This window comes from Spirochaeta isovalerica (assembly GCF_014207565.1).
Classification (GTDB): domain Bacteria; phylum Spirochaetota; class Spirochaetia; order DSM-2461; family DSM-2461; genus Spirochaeta_F; species Spirochaeta_F isovalerica.
Map to the genome: position 1 here is coordinate 822,023 of NZ_JACHGJ010000002.1, position 19,957 is coordinate 841,979.

The window sequence follows — 19,957 nt, forward strand, 5'->3', positions numbered from 1 at the left end:
CTTACACTTCCTTGATCGAGAGCTGGGAGAGAACAATCTCCCTGTAAACTGGGCAGTTATCCATCAGCTCACTGTGCCGGCCTTTTCCTACCAGTTTTCCATCGTCCAGAACCAGAATCTGTTCGGCCTGCATAATCGTGGAGACTCTCTGGGCCACGATGATTCGAGTCGTATCACCGTATTCCCTCTCGAGCTCTCCCCGCAATCTGGCATCGGTTTTGAAGTCCAGAGCAGAGAAACTGTCATCGAAAATGAGCACGGGACAGTCTTTGATCAAGGCTCTGGCAATAGATATGCGCTGTTTTTGTCCTCCCGATACATTGGCTCCCCCCTGGCTGACCTGGGAATCGAAACCTTCTTCTTTCCTGCCGATAAACTCGCTGGACTGGGATATCCGTGCAGCCTTTTCCAATTTCTCCTGATCGACCCCTTCCGAACCATATGAAAGGTTGCTTTCAATCGTTCCGGCGAAAAGGACGCTTTTCTGCGGCACATAACCGATCTGTTTTCTCAAGGCTGAAAGAGTTATCTTTCTCACATCCTTTCCATCCATAAGAACTTCCCCTTCCGATACATCGTAAAAGCGGGGTATTAGATTTATAAGGCTCGACTTCCCGCTTCCCGTTGAACCGATAATGGCTGTCGTCTGGCCGGGCTCAGCTGTGAAACTTATATTTTTCAATGCATAATCTTCGGCGCCGGGATATCTGAAGCTGACATTCTTGAAACTGATTTTTCCCCGGACCCTGTCGGCAAAGCTTTCCGGCCGGGAAGGATTTTTGATAGATCCTTCGGTTTTCAGAACCTCGTCGATTCTTCCCGCCGAAACAGAGGCTCTCGGAATAAAGATGAATGCCATGGAGAGCATAAGAAAGGACATGACGATCTGCATGGCGTACTGGAGAAAAGCCATCATGTCGCCGACCTGAAGGGACGACTCGGCCACTTTATGGGCTCCGACCCAGATAATAGTGAGTGATAGGACGTTCATAATCAGGGTGATGAAGGGCATGAGAGTGACCATTAGCCTGTTGACGAAGAGGTTGACATCGGTCAGTTCCCTGTTTGCCTTGTCGAAACGGTCCTTCTCAAAAGACTGCCTGTTAAATGCCCGGACGACCAGCAGCCCTGTCAGCTGTTCTCTGGCTACTTTATTGATTTTATCGACGAGCCCCTGAATGGCTTTGAATTTGGGAAGAGCTATGGACATAACGACACTGACTATTCCCAGAAGGACCAGTACGGCAAGAGCGATGATCCAGCCCATTGAGGGGGCTTTTGTAAAAGCTCTGATTACAGCTCCTGTCGCCATTATCGGCGCCATGAGCATCATGCGCATAATCATAAATGTCACACGCTGTATCTGCACTACGTCATTGGTATTTCTGGTAATGAGTGAGGCTGTCGAGAAATGGTCAAATTCGGCGTTTGAAAACCCTTCGATTTTACGGAACAGATCGGAACGGAGAGTCCTCCCGACTCCGGCTGACACCCGTGCGGCCAGAAATCCGACAGTTATCGTAGCGGCTGCTGAAATCAGCGCCAGAATAAGCATAAAACCGCCTGTTTCCAGAATATACCGGCTCTGGACAGCGGCTGAATCTATCCCCATTGATTCGTTTTCTTTCTTAACGGCCCGCAAAGCCATCTGCTCGAGCATGGCCGGATCGAACCGTCTGCGCAGCTGTTCCTTTATTTCCCTTATGGCTGCCGATCTCTGTTCCTCCGGCATGGATACAAGCTTTTGCGGAGACAGGGAGGCATCCTGGGGATTATCCGATGTAGCCAGTATGAAGCTGATTATCAGGTCCGATCGGAAATCATTGTCCGATATCAGTTCTTCTTCCTTCCCTTCCGGGAGCACTGAAGCGGCCTCTTTACCGGACATGCTGTAAAAGCCGGTAAACTTTTCAGCTTCGGGTTTGTCCAGCAGAAATAAAAGCCTCTCCGTTGTTTCCGGTGATATCCTGAGGGGAACGGGCGATTCTATGCCCCCCTGCTGAAGGCCGACATTGACGATTTTGGACATGTAGTCCGGCAGAGCCAGATCCATGTTTACCTGCAGGAACAGGAGAGCCACGGCCAGAACTATCGCCGGTATGTAAGGGGCATAATAACGCAGAATTTTAAACACTATTCTTCCTCCCCGAAGTTTTTTTTCTGATGATGGAGATGATGCCGGTGATGAGGTTCAAGAGGTTCCATCTCCGAGAATCTCCCCACGATCTTCTGAAGGCAGGGGAGTAGTCCGGCTGCTTCCTCTTCGGATATTTTTCCCACAAGGTCCTCCATCCAGGATGAACGGGCGATGATGGAAAGCTTAAGGACTTTTTCCCCCTTTCCACTGATGTAATGATATTTTTTTCTTCTGTCTTCCCGGTCTTCCCGTCGCTCTATGTAGCCTGATTGTACCAGCTTGTCGAGAAGCTGGCTGACGGCGGAATTGCTTATATCGAGCATGGAGCTCAACTCGCTGACAGAGGCTCTGCCTTCCTTGTTGAGTCTGCCGAGTATAAACATCTGGCTGTATGAGAGGTTGTGCTTTCTGGCGAACTGGAAATATCCCGCCATGGACCGGTGCATAAGATAATGCCCCAGTTCCTGAAGATTTTCCTTTAATTCTTCTCTGCTATTTTGCATAAGTATCCTAAATAGTTAAGTTATCTTAAATAATTTAACGATATCTGATTTTTCCGTCAATAAAAAAATTCTATCTTTAGTTTATCTGGCTTATTTCATCATTCCATAGCAGAATATTCATATGAAAATAACCATAGCTAAACCGGGTATCCCTTCGGGAGAGGCAGTGTCTCACATTAATCAGATCATCGGGAGATGCAACAGTTTCGATGGTACTTCCTACGATTTCGACAGCGATGATGATTACAGAAAGCCCGGGGATCACAATTATTTTATCCTTTACGGCGATGGCGTGCCCTTATCCGTTGTGTATCTCTTCGTTCCCACATCTGTCGAGGCTGAGGTATACGCTTTTACGGTTCCGGAGCAGAGGAGGAAAGGGCATATGAGCACCCTTCTCCGCGAGGTCGCCGGTGAAGTGAAGCGCCGGTCAGTGCCGTCTCTCCTTTTTGTCTGCGATGGGAATTCTGAAGACGGTGCTGCATTTCTGAAGCACCGGGGGGCTTCATATGATTTCTCCGAGTTCTCCATGATTCTGGAATCTCCGGTTCCGGCAGCAGAGAGACATGACATCCAGATCCGTCCGGTTAGAGAGGAGGATAGGGAGGAGCTGATCCGCATTAACGGCGAGGCTTTTCATGAAGAGAGAAGAACTGTCGAGGAAACGATCGGCTTGTTCTATACTTCCGATAAAAGAGATTTCTACGCTGTCATTCATGAGGGGAAGGTCGTCGGAATGATCGGACGGTATCTCGAGGAGAATCGTGATTACATTCACGGCTTTGCCATGGATGCCTCGTTCCGGGGCAGGGGATGGGGGCAGCAGGCTCTTCAGCTTATGATCGATAAATGCCGGATAGCCGATACCTCAAGAGCGGTCGTTCTGGAGGTCGAATCGGAGAATGAGAGAGCATTGAACCTCTATAAGCGGTGCGGTTTCCGGCTTGTCTCCCGATTTGATTATTACAGAGAGCCTTTGTAAACATTTTCTTGCCCGGTTGGATAAGTGCTGTTATCATAAGTTAGTTGAAAACAGAAACCAACTGGAGGCCTTTGTGAAATTACAGAAATATATACTATCTTTCATTCTGCCAGTCCTTTTTGCTGCCTGTGTAAGTTCTCCCCTCATCAGGGATTACGGTCATGAGATAGAAACGGATCTTGCAGCTCTGTCCCGGGTTTATAAAAACAGTTTTCCCCTTGGAGCTGCAGCGGAACCTTTTCAGCTTGAAGGAGCGGAAGGGGCTTTGCTCGCCTATCATTTCAACAGCCTTACGGCGGAAAACGCCATGAAGTTCCGCACCATTCATCCCGAAGAGGATACATACAATTTCGAACCGGCCGACCAACTGGCCGCATTTGCGAAAGAAAACCATATGAAAATGCGCGGCCATACTTTCGTCTGGCACCATCCCGACGAAATCGCCTCCTGGGTTTTTGCTGACGGATCAGGCCGGTCCAGGAGCCGGGATGAGGTTCTGGCCATCCTTAAAGACCATATGTCCGCGTTAATTGACCGGTACGGCGACATTGTCTATGCCTGGGATGTCGTCAATGAAGCGGTCGACACAAGCCAGCCCGATAATATGAGGCGGACGCCCTGGTATAACAGCATAGGGCCCGATTACGTCGATCAGGCTTTTCTGCTCGCACGGGAACTGGCACCGAACGCCGGGCTCTTTCTCAATGATTACGAAACCTTTGAACCCGCCAAGAGGGATGCATTGTTCTCCCTTGTCAAAGGGATGAAAGAACGAGGCATCCCCGTTGACGGGGTAGGGCTTCAACTCCATCTGACTCTTTCCCATCCTCCGCTTGAGGAGATTGAAAAAACGATCGATCTTTTCAGAACCCTCGATGTTGAAATCCATATCACGGAACTGGATATGTCACTCTATTCGAGAGAATTCCAGACAATGGAGGAACCTGACGGCGATTCTCTGATCCGCCAGGCCCACCGCTATAAAGACCTTTTCGATATTTTTGTGAAAAACGACGATATCATAACAAGCGTCACATTCTGGGGATTTAACGACGGCCATACCTACAGGACCGGCGAGCCCTACAATCGACCGGACTGGCCTCTGCCTTTCGACGACGCAATGAAAGCCAAACTGGCTTATCATGGAATTATCCGTTCCGATGACCTGCCTGACGATGTCGTCCTGGAAGAACCGCGTCAGAACAAGACCTATCAGGCTCCGAAGGGTACGCCGCTTATTGACGGGGAAATAGATCCGGTCTGGGAAGCCGCTCCAGTCGTCTTAACTGATACACAGGTCATGAATGCCCCGGGAGCCGTCGCCGCGGTCAGAATGCTCTGGGATGAAGAACACCTCTATGTTCTGGCCGAAGTGGCCGACAGCACGGTGAGCGATAATGCGGATCAGGCGTACATGAACGATTCCTTTGAATTCTTTATCGATGAGCTTAACGACAAAACGGTCGCCCTGGGTAAAGATGACAGTCAGATCCGTATCGGGCACAACAACGACATGAGTTTCGGTGGTCAGGGCTGGAAAGACAAAATCAAATCGGCGACGCGGATCACCGATGACGGTTATCTTGTGGAACTGATGTATATCCTCCAGAAAGTCAAAGGCGAGCCGGGTCTTAAGATGGGAATGGATTTCCAGGTCAACGACAATTTCGGAAACGCCGAACGCGAAGGAATTTCCAAATGGAATGACCCCACAAACGAGTCGTGGCACAATACCACGGGCTGGGGAACTCTGGAACTCTACAACTGAATGCCCGCGGCTGTCAGTATCCGGCTCATGAGCAGATAAGCTGCCGTGGTACTGACGGCGGCAATGGCAAAGCTGAACCAGAACGCCATGCCTCTGTTCAGCAGAAAGGGAAAAAGTATAAAAAAGAGGAGGGAGGGAATCACCAGCCAGAAAATCGAACCGGATAACCGGGCGATCTGGTCAGTCCCGACCTTCTCCAGTCTCATCCATACTATGGCCAGCAGCGAAGTAAGGGGAAGAGCGGCAACCAGCGCTCCGAAAAGAGAACTTCTTTTTCCGATCTCGCTGACCGCTACGATTATAAGGGCGGAAAGAATCACTTTGATTATATATTGCAGCATTTTTTTTTCTCCTTAATTTTATTGAACATACTTATTGCTGTGGAAATCTTCAAGATGGTCTCAGCGGTTTCGAAAGATAAACGGTACACTGTCCGCAATGTTTCGTGTTAAAATAATTCAGTTTAAAAAAGAAGGTAATATATGGAAAAAACAAGTGTACCCCGTCGTTCGGACATTCCGAAGGAACAAACCTGGAATGCCGAAGCGGTATTCCCGGATCGGGCTGCCTGGAAAAAGGCGTTCGAAGAACTTAAAAAAGAACTCCCTGTCATTGACGGATTCGAGGGAACTCTCTCGTCAAGCCCGGACAATCTCATTAAATGGCTTAAGAAAGAGGAAGAGCTTTCGCGGAAAGCGGAGAAGCTCGGTTTTTACGCCTATATGGCTATGGCGGTTAACGGCGACGACGCCGAAGCCACTTCCATGGTCAGTCAGATACAGAGCATGGGCGCTGACCTGAATGCCCGTTCCGCCTTTGCCGATCCTGAAATTCTGGCCATGGATGAAAAAAAGCTCCGCGGCTGGCTGGAGTCGGAAAAAGAACTGGCTCCCTACAGACACAGCCTTGAGGATCTGATCCGCACGAGGCCCCATGTCCGTTCCGGAGAAGTGGAAGAGGTTCTGGGCCTGGTCTCCGACCCATTCGGCAGCGTGGAAATGACTTTCAATATGCTTTCCTCCATGGATATGAAAATTAAAGACGCTGTCGGAAAGGACGGCGGTTCCATGGATGTGACCCAGAGCAATATAGAGGAGATCAAAAAGCATCCCGACAGAAAGATCCGGCAGAGCGGTATGGAAAATTATGCCGATGCCTATCTGGGGCTCCGGCATACCTATGCGGGGAATTATATCGCCTCGGCGAAACAGACCGCTACTCTGGCAAAAATCCGGGGTTACGACTCCGTTCTTCAGTACAAACTGTCACCTTACAATATTCCGACAGATGTGTTTCACAATCTGATCGACACATTCAAGAGCAAACTGCCCGTATGGCACCGCTACTGGGATGTGAAAAGACGGTTGCTCAAGCTGGATGAAATGCGCCCCTACGATATCTGGGCTCCCCTGACGGAAAAACAGCCCGAATACAGCTTTACCGAAGCGGTCGATCTGATCGGAAAGGGAATGGCGCCTCTCGGTGACAAATATGTCAGCACAGTCCGCAAGGGATGCCTCGAAGACCGCTGGGTCGACTACGGCAGAAACAAGGGGAAAAGCCAGGGAGCCTTTTCCTACGGAACTTATGACACCTATCCCTGCATCATGCTCAGCTACGACAACACGCTGACGGAAGTCAGCACTCTGGCCCATGAGCTGGGACACTCCATGCACTCCTATCTGACTCATGAGAATCAGAGTTACTCCGATTCCCATTACTCCATGTTCGTCGCTGAAGTGGCATCGAATTTCAACCAGGCCATGGTGCGCGATTATCTGTTCAAAACCGATGAAGACAGGGATTTCCAGCTGGCTGTGATTCAGGAAGCCATGGACAATATCCACCGTTATTTCTTTATCATGCCCACATTGGCCCGGTTCGAGTTTGAAGTTTTCAGGCGGCTGGAAGCGGGAGAACCTCTCAATGCCGATATTCTGCAGGAGATCATGAGCGGATTCTATGCGGAGGGTTACGGAGACGCCCTGAAGGATGATGAGGAGAGAACCTCCATCACCTGGGCGACATTCGGCCATCTCTACGAACCGTTCTATACGTTCCAGTATGCCACGGGCATATCCGCAGCACACGCCCTCTGCTACGGTATTCTGGACGGAAAAGAGAACGCTGTGGAGAATTACCTGAAATTCCTGAGCCTGGGTAACTCTGTTTATCCTCTGGAAGCGCTGGCGACCGGCGGGGTGGACATGATGTCTTCCGAGCCTGTTGAAGCGGGATTCAAAGTTCTGGAAGCCCTGATCGACAGACTGGAAAAACTGATCGACTGAAAGATAGCACAGTAAGTAAAAAACGCGGCGGAATGCTTTTCGCCGCGTTTTTTTTATGAGAGATCCCGTCCTTCTCTATAGCCCGTGCCTATATCACCCCCTATGGAATAATAGCGGTTGTCCAGACCGTAGTGGAGGGATTTGAGGCTTCTCATATCCAGTTTCCCCTCCGGAATAAGATCTTCCCTGACATAGGTAGCCTTGACTTCACCGGTATAGATAACGCGCTGTTTGATCTGAACCCTTTCCAGAACTTTCACATGGAGATTGACGGGGCAGTCGCCCGTACGGACATAGCCCTCGGTCCTTTCCAGTCTGAAAAGCGATGCCTTATCTCTCTCCCGCCCCGAATGGATACCGCAGAAATCCACTTCTTTCATTTGAGTGACTTCAGGAATGTTGATGGTCACTTTCCTCTCCCTGTCGATCAGTTCTGTAATCAAATGGTTCTCGTGAGTCGAGAAACCGACCAGAGGGGGATTGAGCCCCATCACCGCCACATCGCCGATAGTGGTGACATCGACTTTGCCCTCCGATTCGGCGCAGAGAAGAACTATGGGAACACCGTGAAGGAGCGGCGTGCTGTTTATTTGTCTGTTCATGGAGATTATGGTACCACAATTCATTCTCTCCGGGCTTTTTTTTCTATACAATGAAAGTGGATAAAAGAATGGAGGACGGGAATGGAAAAAGGAATCTATTACAGTCGGTGGGGAGGACCGGAGGAGCTGCGGTTCGGGACTCTTCCTGAAAGAAAATGCATTGATCCGGACCGGATAAAATTGAACAGCGGTGAGATTCTCCTGCAGATCCGGGCCATATCGGTCAATCCCATCGACTGGAAAATCCTCTCCGGTTCCCAGAAACCGGTTACTCTCCCGCTTTTTCCCAGAATCTTCGGCACAGACTTTGCCGGAACTGTATACAGGGCCGGAGCGGGTGCTCAAAAGAAGGGATTCTCTGTAGGGACCAGAGTTATGGGACTTGTTTCGCCTCTTAATAAAGGTTCGGGACGTCAGTGGCTGAAGGTTCGGGCGGACCACTGTCTGATTATGCCGGAAAGCGTTTCCTTCGAAGAGGGCGCGGCCCTGCCGGAAGCCTGTATCAGCGCTCTTCTGGCCACGTCTTTCTCTCGTAAAATGAAGCCGGGAAAAGCGCTTCTCTTCGGTGCGTCGGGCGGAGTCGGTTCGGCGGTTTTGCAGATTCTCGCTTCCCGGGGCTGGGATGTTTCGGCGGTCTGCCGCGACGATCAGAAATCAGCCCTGAGACATCTGGGAGCCCGTGAGTGCCTCGACCGTTATTCCTGGAGAGATGAATTGTCAGGCAAACCGGAATGGGATGCTGTTGTCGATTGTCCCGCTGCTGTCATCAGAGACAATCCTTCCGGATTACTGAAAAAAGGCGGTGTATACGCTCCGGTCTACATTCCCGATTCATTTATTCCCTTTCAGATTATCCGTACCCTGCTCTGGTTTTTTACTCCCTATAAAACCAGTCTCTTTATCGGGTATCCCTCGAAGGGGAGAATGAGACAAATTCAGATGCTCCTCCAATCGGCAACCTTTAAACCGCTTATAGACAGCATCCATATTGCTGAAAATATTGTCAGCGCCGTAGATAAATCCCGCAGAGGCGGTGTGCTGGGAAAAATTATTGTTACCTTTTAAGGTTTTCACCGTATTACCTGTAAACATATTATCAAGAGGTTAAAATGAAAAAAATATTTATGATTCTTCCTGCTCTCCTGCTGTTCTCCTGTGGTTTGGCAAAAGAGTCCGGAACAATTTCGGTCAGCGGATCGGGATCTGTAATGGCGGCGCCCGATACGGCACAACTGGTTCTAACCGTTTCGGAAAAAGCGAAAACGACAAAGGAAGCCCAGAATCTGGCAAACGGGAAAATTTCCCTGGTAACCGAAACGCTCAACGGCGCCGGAATAGACATGAAGAATATCGCCACATCGGCTATCCGGTTTTCCAAGGATTATATCTGGAACGACCAGACAAGACGGAATGAAATTATCGGGCAGGTCGTCAGTCAGACCGTTACAGTCAAATTCAATGATCTTGATGGTTCGCCCTCCCTTCTGGCATCGGTTCTCGATTCTCTCGGATCGATAGATGGTATTGAAATCGGAAACCTCATGTTTTCCATAGCTTACCCACAGGAGTATTATATCGAAGCCAGGCGACTCGCTTTCGAAAAGGCAAAGCAGAAAGCTTATGAGCTGTCAGACTATGCGGGACTCAAGCTCGGGCGCGCAGTCTCTATAACCGAGACCGGTACGGGAAACCTTCCCTACGGGGGATACGGTATGGTTCAGCGCAACGTCGCGGTCATGGAATATGAAGGAGCCGCTCCTTCTGAAGTTCCGGGAGGCGAGATCCCCATCTCCTATGATATAAGCATCGTATTTGAAACAAATTGATTTGTATATGCACATTAAAGTGGACAGGCGGACTTTTCGGTGTTTAACTGAAAGGTATGAAAGTAGCCATTATAATTTGCGATCGTTATAAAACCTGCGCCGGAGGCAAATGCTTCCGCGCGCTGCAGAACAGAGAAGGAGCTTTCGACAGGTACGCTGCCGATGAACCCCTTGAAATTGCCGGATATACCAGCTGCGGGGGCTGCCCCGGCGGCAATATCGAGTATTCGCCTGAGGAGATGAAGAAGAACGGAGTGGACGTCATTCATTTCGCCACGGGATTTCTGGTCGGTTATCCTCCCTGTCCTCACATAATCCATTTCAAGGATTTTATTGAATCGCGTTACGGGATCCCCGTCGTGACGGGAACCCATCCGATCCCTCAGAAATACCTTCTGGAGCACGAAAAGCTGGGAACCTGGAATGATCCGGAATGGGAAAAACTTCTTGAACCCGTTATGGGAACCGAAGAGATGAGAAAAGCATACGACTGATTTTTTCAGTTATTTCTCCACAGCTTCTTTAATATCTTCAAGATCTTTTTCCAGAGCTTTTATCGTGGCATTTTTAAACATCCAGCCCAAAAGAAAATTCACCAGCCTGGCTCCGAAACTTTCGATCTCAGCTGTAAACTTCATTGTGAGAGCGCAGCCTTCCGAAGAATCCTTCAAATAGAAATCCGTATAATATCTGGAGCCGTGGCTTTCTGCCCTGACATTATAAAAATTGTTTTCTTCCGCATTATGTATCCACATGACTTCCGTCGCTTCCTTTCCGAACATTTCTCTGGTCTCACGCCATTTCAATCCGATGAAAGGGTTTCCTTTTTCGAGAATTTCAATTTTCCGGATTCCGGAAATGGTATTAACGGAATTTTCGATATCAGTGATAACGGACCATACTTTTTCCCTCGGCGCCGATATATTTATACTCAATTCAATGCCTTGCATAATATTCTCCTCTTGCATAGGTTTATATTAATATTAGTTATTCCTAACTGTAAAAACCACAGAATTCAACAACTTTATTGAAGCGGACTCTATGTACAAAAATCCCTAAGAAGGATATATTTCTTTATCCAAGGAGACTTTAAATATGACGCAGTACATACCCTATATCATTATGGGCATCATTGCGGGTTTTATCATATACCGCTACATCCTCAACGCCATAACCCTTATGAGTTACAAGGAGCTGAAAAGCAAACTTGAAAATGGCGATAAATTCGTTCTTCTCGATGTGCGCACCAATAAGGAATACAGATCGGGCTTTATCCCCGGTTCCAGACACATCTCTCCGGAAAATCTCCCCGCCAAATTGAAAAAGACAAAGAAAGATGCTCTGATCGTCGTTTACTGCCAGAGCGGAGGCCGGGCTGCCGCAGCGAAAAGAAAACTGGAGCTGAACGGTTACAGCAATGTGACCAGCTTCGGTGGCGTCCGCCGATGGAAAGGGGCTCTGGAGAAGAAATAGTGGAGAGAAAATTCAATCCTGACAAACTGGCCAGACTCAATGATCCCGTCCGGCTGGAACACATCCCGCCGGATTTTATCCGGGAGAAGCTCGGGCTAAACGGGTGTTCCGTTATGGCTGATATCGGCGCTGGAACAGGTCTTTTCACGAAGGCTTTTCTGGAACTCTGCGGAGGCGGCAAGGCTTTTTCCGCCGATATCTCTCCGGTCATGGTCGACTGGATGAAGGAGAATCTCATTCCCGAAAAGGGAGAGATCATCCCCCTTCTGGTGGAGGAAAAGTCACTCCCTATTGATAGCGATTCGGTGGATCTGGCTATTATGTTCAATCTTTACCATGAGCTGGAAGCGCCTGATCAGTCTCTGGCTGAAGTTATGAGAATCCTGAAGAAAGGCGGAAAAATCTGTATCGCCGACTGGAAAAAAGGGGAAACCCCTTCCGGCCCGCCTCAAAAGATCAGAGTCAGTGCCGATGAGATTTCAGAGGCCTTGAGAAACACCGGTTTCCAATCCATCTGGAGCGATGATTCCCTTCCTTTTCATTCGCTTGTCTGGGCTGTGAAATAAGCAGAAAAGTATATTCCGATTTACTTTTTCCACCAATTTCTCTAAACTCGCCCCATGATCGGTGAAAAAATCAGGGAAATCGGATTTCTCTACAGGCTGTTCTTCAAAATCGGTTTGTTCTCCATCGGCGGCGGTTATGTCATGCTGCCCATGCTCAAAGACGAGCTTGTGACAAAACGGGACTGGGTCGACGATCAGGAACTGCTCGATTATTACGCTATCGGCCAGGCCACGCCGGGAATCATCGCCATCAACACATCGACATTCGTCGGCTATAAACGTCAGGGGATTCCCGGAGCCATAGCGGCGACAGCGGGCATGGTAACCCCTTCTCTGATCATCATCACGCTTATTGCGGCATTTATCCCATTTATGCAGCAGAATGAGATTTTCCAGAGGGCATTTCGGGGAATCCGCGCCGCCGTCGCCGCCCTGCTTCTCCATACTCTCTATACGCTGGCGGCGAAAATGATTACCGGCGATACGAAGAGGAATATCCTGACCATATCCCTGCTTGTTCTCGCCTTTACAGCCGTTGTTGTTTTCGGACAGTCTCCCGTCGTTATCGTGCTGGCCGCCGGACTGGCGGGCTGGATCGGTGGAGCTGTGAAAAGGGAGAAAGTCTGATGTCCTTAATTGAACTCTTTATTACATTCTTCAAAATCGGTCTATTTACAATCGGCGGAGGTCTGGCGAGCCTTCCGCTGCTGAAAGAGGCTGTCGTCGACGGCGGTTTTATTACCAGTGACGAGTTTATCGATATGGTCGCTATAAGCCAGTCAACGCCGGGGCCGATCGGCATCAATATGGCGACTTATACGGGGTTCAAGCTGGCTTCGGTTCCCGGCGGCGTTGTCGCTACAGCCGGTATCGTCACGCCCTCGCTGATAATTATCATTCTCATAGCGGCATTAATGAAAAACTTCGCTTCCAGCAAAGCGATCCAGGACAGCCTGAGCGCAATCCGCCCCGCAGCTCTGGGGCTTATTGCATCGGCCGTGTGGTTTATCCTGAGCGAAGCCGTCCTGCCCGGCGGGCAGTTCTTTCTGCCGGGATTTCTGATTATGACGGCGATATTGATTGCAAGAAGTCTATGGAAAGCTACCCCGGTTCTCTATATTATGGCCGGTGCCATTGCGGGGATAATATTTCTTTAGTCTTTCAGTTTTAACCGGGCAACAATTTCATCGTCTTCTTTTTCTCCGGTTTCCCGGAATCCCAGAAGATAGTACAAGCCGGATGCATCGTTCGAAGGTAAATAGGAGAGGGCAAAGCTGTCGGGGTTCTTTTCAGTCCTGAGTTTTTTCATGATCAGCTCCAGGGCTTTGCGTCCGCATCCCTTTCTCTGAAAGTTTTTATCTATCAGGAATCCCCCGAGCCAGCAGCTGTTGTCCTCATCATCGATGGCCCACATAATAAAACCTATCGGCGCATTGTCCCGATAGATTGCAAGAGGATGCCAGAGAGATCCGTAAGAGCACAGACACATATAATACCCGGGATCGGCGACAAACTCTTTCTGTTCTTCAAAGACTTCTAGTTTATAGACATCGCGCCAGTTCTCATTACCTATCTCTTTCAGTTCAATGATATGATTATCCATCTCATCAGAATAAAGCCTTTTTGCCAGGGGTAACAGGGAAAGAATAATTATAAATGCAAAGATTTTCTTGACTATATTACTAACTAGTAATATATTTCAGGCATGGAAAGCGAACAACGTTACAGTCCTGACGAAAGACTGGATTTCAGTGTCATAATCGCCATATTCCGGGCTATGCAGACGGTCAGGAAGAGTGAAAGCATCACTTTGGAGAGAGGTCATCTCACCTCCGCTCAGTTCAGTGTTCTTGAAACTCTCTATCATAAAGGACCGCTTAGAGTTTGTGAATTGCTGGAGAAAACGCTCTCTTCCGGAGGAAACATGACTGTCGTTCTCAAAAATCTTCAGCAGGAGGGGTTGATTACAAAAATCAGAGATCCTGAAGACGGCAGGGCATTTGTTGTTCAGCTTACCGGAAAAGGTTTTCAGTTAATCGAAGGATTGTTCCCCGACCACATCAAAGTCGTGTCAGATCTCCTCTGTCCCCTGGAAGACAGGGAAAAGAAAGAGCTGGTGAGAATCCTGAAGAAACTGAATAGGAAATGATTTTTTTTAATGAAATAATACTAGTTAGTATTAAATAGGAGAATATTATGAATAGCATTTTTGAAAGAAGATCGGTTAATTTTTTTGATCCCTCTAAAGATATCGATGATGAACTGCTCAAAAATATCATAGACCTGGCTTCAACGGCGCCTTCAGCTTTTAATCTTCAGCCATGGGATATTATAGCCGTAAAGACTCCGGAGGCAAAAGAGAAACTTCTTGAGTTAACCGGAGGGCAGTCCAAAGTCCAGGAAGCTCCCGTAACCCTTATCGTTATAGGAAACAGGGCCGGGTATGATGTAAACAATCCCGTGTGGAAGCAGCTGGAAGCCGCAATGGGTAAGGAGAAAACAGCCGGAGCCCGAACCATGGCGGAAAATCTCTACGGTTCAACAGAGGAGAGGAAAATCAAGTTTGCCGAGAGCAATGCGGGGCTGCTGAGCATGTCCATCATGTACGCCGCCAGACATTACGGCGTCGACTCCCACCCCATGAGCGGTATTGATTTCGAAGGTATCAAAAAAGAATTCGATCTCGGAGAAGAAAAGGATGTGGTTATGCTTATATCTCTTGGATATTTCGACGGAACGAAGGAACTCTACCCCCGGGCCCCGAGACGGGCTTATGAGGATCTGGTGGTCACAGTATGAGCAAAGGGAGAATGCCGGTCCTCTTTGCAGGACACGGCTCTCCCGATATGACATTGGGAGAGAACAGATACACGGAAAAATGGAGAGAGCTCGGTCAGCTGATCGGCAAGGCGGAAGCTATCGTGGTTGTTTCGGCGCACTGGATGACCGGAGGGGAAACTCTACTGACAGCATCGCCCCATCCCGGTACGATCTACGATTTCGGAGGTTTTCCCGATGAACTGTACCGTATCCGATACAACTCTCCCGGGCACCCCGCACTGGTTGAAAAAATCATAGAGAAGCTTGAAGGATTTAATATCAAAGGGGACAGCGAACGGGGATATGACCACGGAAGCTGGACCATATTGAGACATATGTACCCCGATGCCGATGTGCCTGTCATACAATTGAGTCTTGATTTGCGACAGGACGGAGCCTGGCATTTTGAACTGGGCCACAAACTCCGATGGCTGAGAGAGGAAGGGGTTCTTCTTATGGGAAGCGGGAATATCGTTCACAATCTCAGGATGCTGACATTCCCCGAAATGACTGCTGCCGACTGGGCTGTATCCTTTGATGAGGAAGTAAAGAATCTTATACTGGATGGTGAGTACGAAAAGCTGAAAGACTATCAAGCGCTGGGGGAAAAGGCAATGCAATCCATAACAACGGCAGAACACTATCTCCCTCTGCTGTATACGCTGGGTCTTTCCGATGATAAAGACAGGATAACTTTCCCCATAGAGGGCATCTCTTTCGGAACCGTCTCTATGAGGACAGTGCTTTTTTCATAAAATAATTGAGCGGGAGCCGGCCTGTGCTATAATCCCTATAGATACTTTACAGGGAGTGTAACTATGTCAGAGCCAAACAGACCTTCGCGGCTGATATCCATCGATATCATGAAAGGAATCGGAATCATAGGGATGCTGTTCTCCCATGCTTTTTTCAAAGGCGTCTGGTTTTCCGAAGGCAATGCCGCCGTTGTCGTGGGGGAGCATGCCCCCTGGGTCATCCCCTTCGCGCTGCCTCTGATCATCGTCGGCACCTGGCCCGGTTTTTTCATACTTATGACCGGAATCCTCAATTCCTATCTCACGGCGAAAAGGCTGGAGAAGGGGAGGACTATCCGACAGGCTGTGTCTCCCATGTATGTCAACGCCGTACTTTTTCTGCTGATCCATGTCTTTATGGTCACAGTTCTCCATGATTACCGTCCCGATCTGCATCATCCCGGACAGGGCTCTGCCGGTCTGTTCGGAAATCTGGTAACCGGTAACGGATTAAAAATCAGTTCCGGGCAGTGGTACATTCACACCATGCTGAGTATGCTGGCCTTCGCTGAAATCTATTTCGCCCTGTCCATGACTTACTTCTTTAGAAAAGATAAATGGAAGAACAGACAGTCTCTGACAAAAATTCTGCTGATTCAGGCCGTTCTTGTACTGGTCCTGTCAGCAGTCATAAGCGGACCCTCTTACAATCTGGTTACCCGTCTGGTCGAAGTGAACACTTTGCCCGCCAATGTTGCCATATTTATCCTGCAGTCACTTAGTGCCAGCCAGCTTGATCTCTTTCCCCTGGCGGCATACGGTTCGATCGGGATGATCGTCGGACTTTTTCTCTTCCACGACAGGGAGAGGAAGGATCTTGATTCCCTAAGGGGATTTCTGAACCGGACGGGCACTGTCGCTCTGTTGACCGGCGTCCTTCTGATTGTTATCCGGGTTCTCACTGCGGGAACCGGACCGGTTGACGCCATCTTCATTTACGAGCCCTATCCGGTGCACCTGGCCGTTTTCAACATGGGGCTGATCCTCTTCGTTCTCAGCTTCGCCATGAAGAGATTTGAATACGCTCCGCTGGAGAGATTGCAGCGAATCTGCGACAGAACTCTGTTTATCAGAGCAGCGGGGATGCTCACCCTGACTCTCTATGTCCTGGAGTTCCCCGTAAGGTTCGTACTCAGCTATGCCGCCCACGGACTGTTCGGAGAATCTTCCGTTCCCTTTCCCGAATCTTTTCTCACTTTCCAGTTCGACAGCTTTATGCTCAATCCCGGGGCCATCGCTCTTTTTATGGTTGTCATTATGTCATTATGGCTGCTTCTGATAGCTCTTCTGATCCGGACCGGTTTCGTTGGTTCTTTCGAGTGGATTTTCGTCAGGATAGCTAACAGATTCAGGCCCCTCGATAAATCGGAGAAGGCCCATATGTCGCGAATTCTTTATCCTCTGAATTTATCCTGATCGCGGAGCATTTCATCTTCGTCGCGTATGATATCTTCGCGGATTTCCTCTTCTATGTGCCATTCTTCTCTGGTTTTATTCAGTTCCTCCTGTTCCAGAACCGTGTAGGCGATCTTTCCGACTTTTGTCTGGGGCAGTTCGCTGCGGAACTCTATCTCCCTGGGACAGCTCCATTTATTAATCCGTTCACGGCACCAGGATATGAGTTCCTCTTTCATTTCCGGACTTTCCTTCTCCGGGTCAGCCAGAACGATAAAAGCTTTCACTTTCTGGATCTGATAGGCATCGGGAACGCCGATGGCGCAGACTGATGCCACATCGGGATGAGCGTCGAGAATCTCTTCGATCTGCGTGGGGTAGACGGCGATACCGGAAACTTTAATCATTCTTTTAAGACGCAGTTTGAAGTAGATGAAACCGTCCTCGTCAATATGACCGATGTCTCCCGTATGGAGCCAGGTGACGTTGTCCTCATCCTTTTTAAGAACCTGGGCGGTTTCCTCCGGTTCGTCCAGATAGCCGAGCATGACTGTGGGGCCGGACACGCAGATTTCACCTTCCTCCCCGGCAGCCAGCGTCTCCCCGTTTTCGGGATTGACTATTTTAAAGAACATGTCGGGGTAGGGTATGCCAACGGAACCTTTGCGGTACTCCGCTTCGGGCATAACGGCGCAGACCGTAACCGATTCGGTTAGCCCGTAGCCTTCTCTTAAGGGAACCTTCGCTCCGTTTTCCTTCAATAACTGATCAAAGCGGATCTTGATGCTATGGGGAACCTTGTCCCCTCCGGCAAAGGCGCCTTTCATATTGCTCATGTCTGCTTTTCGCATATTGCTGTCTGTGAGCAGAGCTTCGTAAAGCGTAGGAACACCGGCAATGATTTCCGGTCTTTCCTTCCGGATCATTTTGCCAACAAGCTCAGCGGAAAACTTGGGGACGAGGATGCATTTGCCCCCGGCCGTCAGCATGGAATGGATACATACCGCCAGGCCGAAACCGTGAAAAACAGGCAGGATGGCCAGAACCGCATCTCCGGGAGCCAGGTGCCCGATTATTTCGCTTCCCTGAACACCGGTCTGCGCTGCCAGAGCATTGAAATTATCGCTTGATAGCATGATCCCTTTAGAGCGGCCCGTTGTCCCCCCGCTGTACAGGATTACGGCCATCTCCCCGGGAGCCATACTCTTTTCCGGTTCCGAAGCACCGGTGCGGACACTGTTCATCAGGTCTTTCCACCAGATAATCCGCCTGTCAGCCGGTACTTTCTTTATTTTACGCCCTTTGGTCAGATAGAAGAGAGAGCTTTTTATATTGCCCATATAATCGCCCAGTTTTGTGACTATCAGCTTTTCCAGAGGAGAATCGTTCATTATGGGAGTGAAGTTGGGAACAAAGGCATCGAGGGTGAAAGCCCATTTGCTTTGGCTCAGTTTAAGGTAATAGAGAATCTCATCGGCCGCTGAGAGGGGGTGAATCATACTGGCTATGGCGCCGGCTTTATTAAGAGCGTAGAAGAATATAACCGCCTGTGGTGTATTGGGCATGCAGACTGTTACTCTGTCCCCCTCTTTCAATCCGTTCTTCACAAGTGCGGCAGCGCACCGGTCTATATCGGCCAGAAACTGGCTGTAGGTGTTTTGAAGCCCCAGAAAATCCCATGCAATAAGATCAGGAGTTTCATTCGCCTGTCCGGCAATGGCTCCGTAAAGGCTTCTGTGTTCGTATTGCAGCGAAGAGGGAACGGTCCCGAGATATTTTTTCCATGGGATATCTTTTTTCATTATTTATTCTCCATACATTCTGTTCTTCGGACGGCGCCGTCTTCCGGCTTGTATTGTTTTAGTTTCAAGCGCTTCAGATCGACATTCTCCAGTTCCGGAGGCTCTTCCAGCATAGAGGGGTTTTCAACCATTTCCTTGAACAGATCGATGGATTTGGCGCAATAGATACCATCTTTGATACGGTCGTCGTAGGTATAGGTCACTTTGACCACATCGCGCTCCACAAGCTTTCCCTCTTCGCTGATATAGCGGAATTTTTTGAATTTCCCCAGGGCTATGAAGATCCCGCATGTTCCCCTTTCGAAATTGTGATGAAAAGGCGCATCGACTCCCACGCTGCCAACATTGGTGACAAAGGACGTGACATACATGGGATCGGCCTTGATCAGCGAGGCGGGAAGAATGTTGTGATAATCGAGGAAATTGTACATCCGGAAGAAGAATTTCAGGATGAATCGCGGGAATTTCATTAGCGTTTCATTCAGATCCTCGCTCTCATTGCCTTCTCCGCTTTTCCCTTTGTTTACGAAACTGTGAATCTTCTGTCTCACGGACCATAAGGTTTCAAATGGGGAGAAGGGGACGGTTATATTTATCTCCTCTCCCTCGTCATTCAGTTCCTTTTTAGCTATGAAGTTGAGAAGGATTTCATTTCTCTGATAATAATTGAATCCCGAAATAAAGCGGTTCAGATCCGGACGAAGCGCGACGGTCCGCGCGAGAGCGCAAAGGAAAACCTGGAAAAAGGTCAGCTTCCCTTCCTGATCTCCATGTTGGCGGTTCCATCTTTCTATGTAGGGGAGCGTTTCGGTTACATCGAATTCCTGTTCGAAGTATATAGCCGATTCCGTGCGCCCCGGCATCATATAGGGCAGCATTCTTGTAAAATAATGGAGACCTTCGATATATGTTCCATCAGGCCTGGTCTTTTTCAGCATAGTATAGATTCTCCGGTGTTCAGTAATGAAATTATTCTATATGTGAAAAAAACAATAGGCAAT

Annotated in this window: 22 protein-coding genes; 14 read left to right on the plus strand and 8 right to left on the minus strand. The window is 49.0% G+C overall.

The window, feature by feature from the left end; translation table 11 throughout:
* Position 1: 1 nt before the first annotated feature.
* On the minus strand, positions 2 to 2,134 hold the full coding sequence (locus HNR50_RS08445) for an ABC transporter transmembrane domain-containing protein (RefSeq protein ID WP_184745826.1): 2,133 nt from the start codon (positions 2,132 to 2,134) through the stop codon (positions 2 to 4).
* On the minus strand, positions 2,134 to 2,640 hold the full coding sequence (locus tag HNR50_RS08450; protein WP_184745828.1) for a MarR family winged helix-turn-helix transcriptional regulator: 507 nt from the start codon (positions 2,638 to 2,640) through the stop codon (positions 2,134 to 2,136). Before HNR50_RS08450 ends, HNR50_RS08445 begins: the two co-directional genes overlap by 1 nt.
* A gap of 121 nt (positions 2,641 to 2,761) precedes the next feature.
* Between HNR50_RS08450 and HNR50_RS08455 the strand changes: the two genes are divergently transcribed.
* The gene (locus HNR50_RS08455; RefSeq protein WP_184745830.1) at positions 2,762 to 3,622 is read left to right on the plus strand and encodes a GNAT family N-acetyltransferase; all 861 of its coding nucleotides are present in this window, start codon (positions 2,762 to 2,764) and stop codon (positions 3,620 to 3,622) included.
* Positions 3,623 to 3,695: 73 nt separating this feature from the next.
* Positions 3,696 to 5,390 (plus strand): endo-1,4-beta-xylanase, encoded by a 1,695-nt coding sequence (locus HNR50_RS08460; RefSeq protein WP_184745833.1) that lies wholly within the window; start codon positions 3,696 to 3,698, stop codon positions 5,388 to 5,390.
* Here the strand turns inward: HNR50_RS08460 and HNR50_RS08465 are convergent.
* Positions 5,381 to 5,731 carry a DUF3147 family protein gene (locus HNR50_RS08465; RefSeq protein WP_184745835.1) on the minus strand — a complete coding sequence of 117 codons (351 nt, stop codon included), beginning with the start codon at positions 5,729 to 5,731 and terminating at the stop codon, positions 5,381 to 5,383. The genes HNR50_RS08460 and HNR50_RS08465 overlap by 10 nt on opposite strands.
* 141 nt (positions 5,732 to 5,872) lie before the next feature.
* Here HNR50_RS08465 and pepF point away from each other — a divergent pair, with 141 nt between their 5' ends.
* Positions 5,873 to 7,678: an oligoendopeptidase F gene (gene pepF, locus HNR50_RS08470; RefSeq protein ID WP_184745838.1), complete on the plus strand. Its 1,806-nt coding sequence runs from the start codon at positions 5,873 to 5,875 to the stop codon at positions 7,676 to 7,678.
* A 53-nt stretch (positions 7,679 to 7,731) separates the two neighbouring features.
* On the opposite strand, the gene HNR50_RS08475 is transcribed toward pepF, so the two are convergent.
* The gene (locus HNR50_RS08475) at positions 7,732 to 8,280 is read right to left on the minus strand and encodes a flavin reductase family protein (RefSeq protein WP_184745840.1); all 549 of its coding nucleotides are present in this window, start codon (positions 8,278 to 8,280) and stop codon (positions 7,732 to 7,734) included.
* An 81-nt stretch (positions 8,281 to 8,361) separates the two neighbouring features.
* Between HNR50_RS08475 and HNR50_RS08480 the strand changes: the two genes are divergently transcribed.
* From HNR50_RS08480 to HNR50_RS08490, 3 genes are read left to right on the plus strand one after another with little or no spacing between them, the layout of a single operon-like run.
* Positions 8,362 to 9,345: an NAD(P)-dependent alcohol dehydrogenase gene (locus HNR50_RS08480; RefSeq protein ID WP_184745842.1), complete on the plus strand. Its 984-nt coding sequence runs from the start codon at positions 8,362 to 8,364 to the stop codon at positions 9,343 to 9,345.
* A gap of 44 nt (positions 9,346 to 9,389) precedes the next feature.
* Positions 9,390 to 10,106 (plus strand): SIMPL domain-containing protein, encoded by a 717-nt coding sequence (locus tag HNR50_RS08485; protein WP_184745844.1) that lies wholly within the window; start codon positions 9,390 to 9,392, stop codon positions 10,104 to 10,106.
* A 56-nt stretch (positions 10,107 to 10,162) separates the two neighbouring features.
* Positions 10,163 to 10,600, plus strand: a complete 438-nt coding sequence (locus tag HNR50_RS08490; protein ID WP_184745846.1) for a CGGC domain-containing protein — start codon at positions 10,163 to 10,165, stop codon at positions 10,598 to 10,600.
* A gap of 9 nt (positions 10,601 to 10,609) precedes the next feature.
* On the opposite strand, the gene HNR50_RS08495 is transcribed toward HNR50_RS08490, so the two are convergent.
* On the minus strand, positions 10,610 to 11,056 hold the full coding sequence (locus HNR50_RS08495; protein ID WP_184745848.1) for an SRPBCC family protein: 447 nt from the start codon (positions 11,054 to 11,056) through the stop codon (positions 10,610 to 10,612).
* A gap of 145 nt (positions 11,057 to 11,201) precedes the next feature.
* On the opposite strand from HNR50_RS08495, the gene HNR50_RS08500 reads away from it, so the two are divergent.
* From HNR50_RS08500 to HNR50_RS08515, 4 genes are read left to right on the plus strand one after another with little or no spacing between them, the layout of a single operon-like run.
* Entirely contained in the window at positions 11,202 to 11,579 is a 378-nt protein-coding gene (locus HNR50_RS08500; RefSeq protein ID WP_184745850.1) for a rhodanese-like domain-containing protein, read from the plus strand.
* Positions 11,579 to 12,145 (plus strand): methyltransferase domain-containing protein, encoded by a 567-nt coding sequence (locus HNR50_RS08505; RefSeq protein WP_184745852.1) that lies wholly within the window; start codon positions 11,579 to 11,581, stop codon positions 12,143 to 12,145. Before HNR50_RS08500 ends, HNR50_RS08505 begins: the two co-directional genes overlap by 1 nt.
* A gap of 54 nt (positions 12,146 to 12,199) precedes the next feature.
* A complete protein-coding gene (locus HNR50_RS08510) occupies positions 12,200 to 12,772 on the plus strand; it encodes a chromate transporter (protein WP_221439836.1) in 573 nt (190 codons plus the stop codon).
* Entirely contained in the window at positions 12,772 to 13,302 is a 531-nt protein-coding gene (locus HNR50_RS08515) for a chromate transporter (RefSeq protein WP_184745854.1), read from the plus strand. Before HNR50_RS08510 ends, HNR50_RS08515 begins: the two co-directional genes overlap by 1 nt.
* Here the strand turns inward: HNR50_RS08515 and HNR50_RS08520 are convergent.
* Positions 13,299 to 13,748 carry a GNAT family N-acetyltransferase gene (locus HNR50_RS08520; protein ID WP_221439837.1) on the minus strand — a complete coding sequence of 150 codons (450 nt, stop codon included), beginning with the start codon at positions 13,746 to 13,748 and terminating at the stop codon, positions 13,299 to 13,301. The two genes, HNR50_RS08515 and HNR50_RS08520, sit on opposite strands and share 4 nt — an antisense overlap.
* Positions 13,749 to 13,850: 102 nt before the next feature.
* On the opposite strand from HNR50_RS08520, the gene HNR50_RS08525 reads away from it, so the two are divergent.
* From HNR50_RS08525 to HNR50_RS08540, 4 genes are all read left to right on the plus strand, one after another.
* The gene (locus HNR50_RS08525) at positions 13,851 to 14,294 is read left to right on the plus strand and encodes a MarR family winged helix-turn-helix transcriptional regulator (protein WP_184745856.1); all 444 of its coding nucleotides are present in this window, start codon (positions 13,851 to 13,853) and stop codon (positions 14,292 to 14,294) included.
* 47 nt (positions 14,295 to 14,341) lie between these two features.
* On the plus strand, positions 14,342 to 14,944 hold the full coding sequence (locus tag HNR50_RS08530) for a nitroreductase family protein (RefSeq protein WP_184745858.1): 603 nt from the start codon (positions 14,342 to 14,344) through the stop codon (positions 14,942 to 14,944).
* The gene (gene ygiD / locus HNR50_RS08535; RefSeq protein WP_184745860.1) at positions 14,941 to 15,720 is read left to right on the plus strand and encodes a 4,5-DOPA-extradiol-dioxygenase; all 780 of its coding nucleotides are present in this window, start codon (positions 14,941 to 14,943) and stop codon (positions 15,718 to 15,720) included. Before HNR50_RS08530 ends, ygiD begins: the two co-directional genes overlap by 4 nt.
* A gap of 63 nt (positions 15,721 to 15,783) precedes the next feature.
* A complete protein-coding gene (locus HNR50_RS08540) occupies positions 15,784 to 17,175 on the plus strand; it encodes a hypothetical protein (RefSeq protein WP_184745863.1) in 1,392 nt (463 codons plus the stop codon).
* Here HNR50_RS08540 and HNR50_RS08545 read toward each other — a convergent pair.
* Positions 17,154 to 18,956 (minus strand): class I adenylate-forming enzyme family protein, encoded by a 1,803-nt coding sequence (locus HNR50_RS08545; RefSeq protein WP_184745865.1) that lies wholly within the window; start codon positions 18,954 to 18,956, stop codon positions 17,154 to 17,156. The two genes, HNR50_RS08540 and HNR50_RS08545, sit on opposite strands and share 22 nt — an antisense overlap.
* Positions 18,956 to 19,894: a 2-oxo acid dehydrogenase subunit E2 gene (locus tag HNR50_RS08550; RefSeq protein WP_184745866.1), complete on the minus strand. Its 939-nt coding sequence runs from the start codon at positions 19,892 to 19,894 to the stop codon at positions 18,956 to 18,958. The genes HNR50_RS08545 and HNR50_RS08550 overlap by 1 nt, the downstream gene beginning before the upstream one ends.
* Between the last annotated feature and the right edge of the window lie 63 nt (positions 19,895 to 19,957).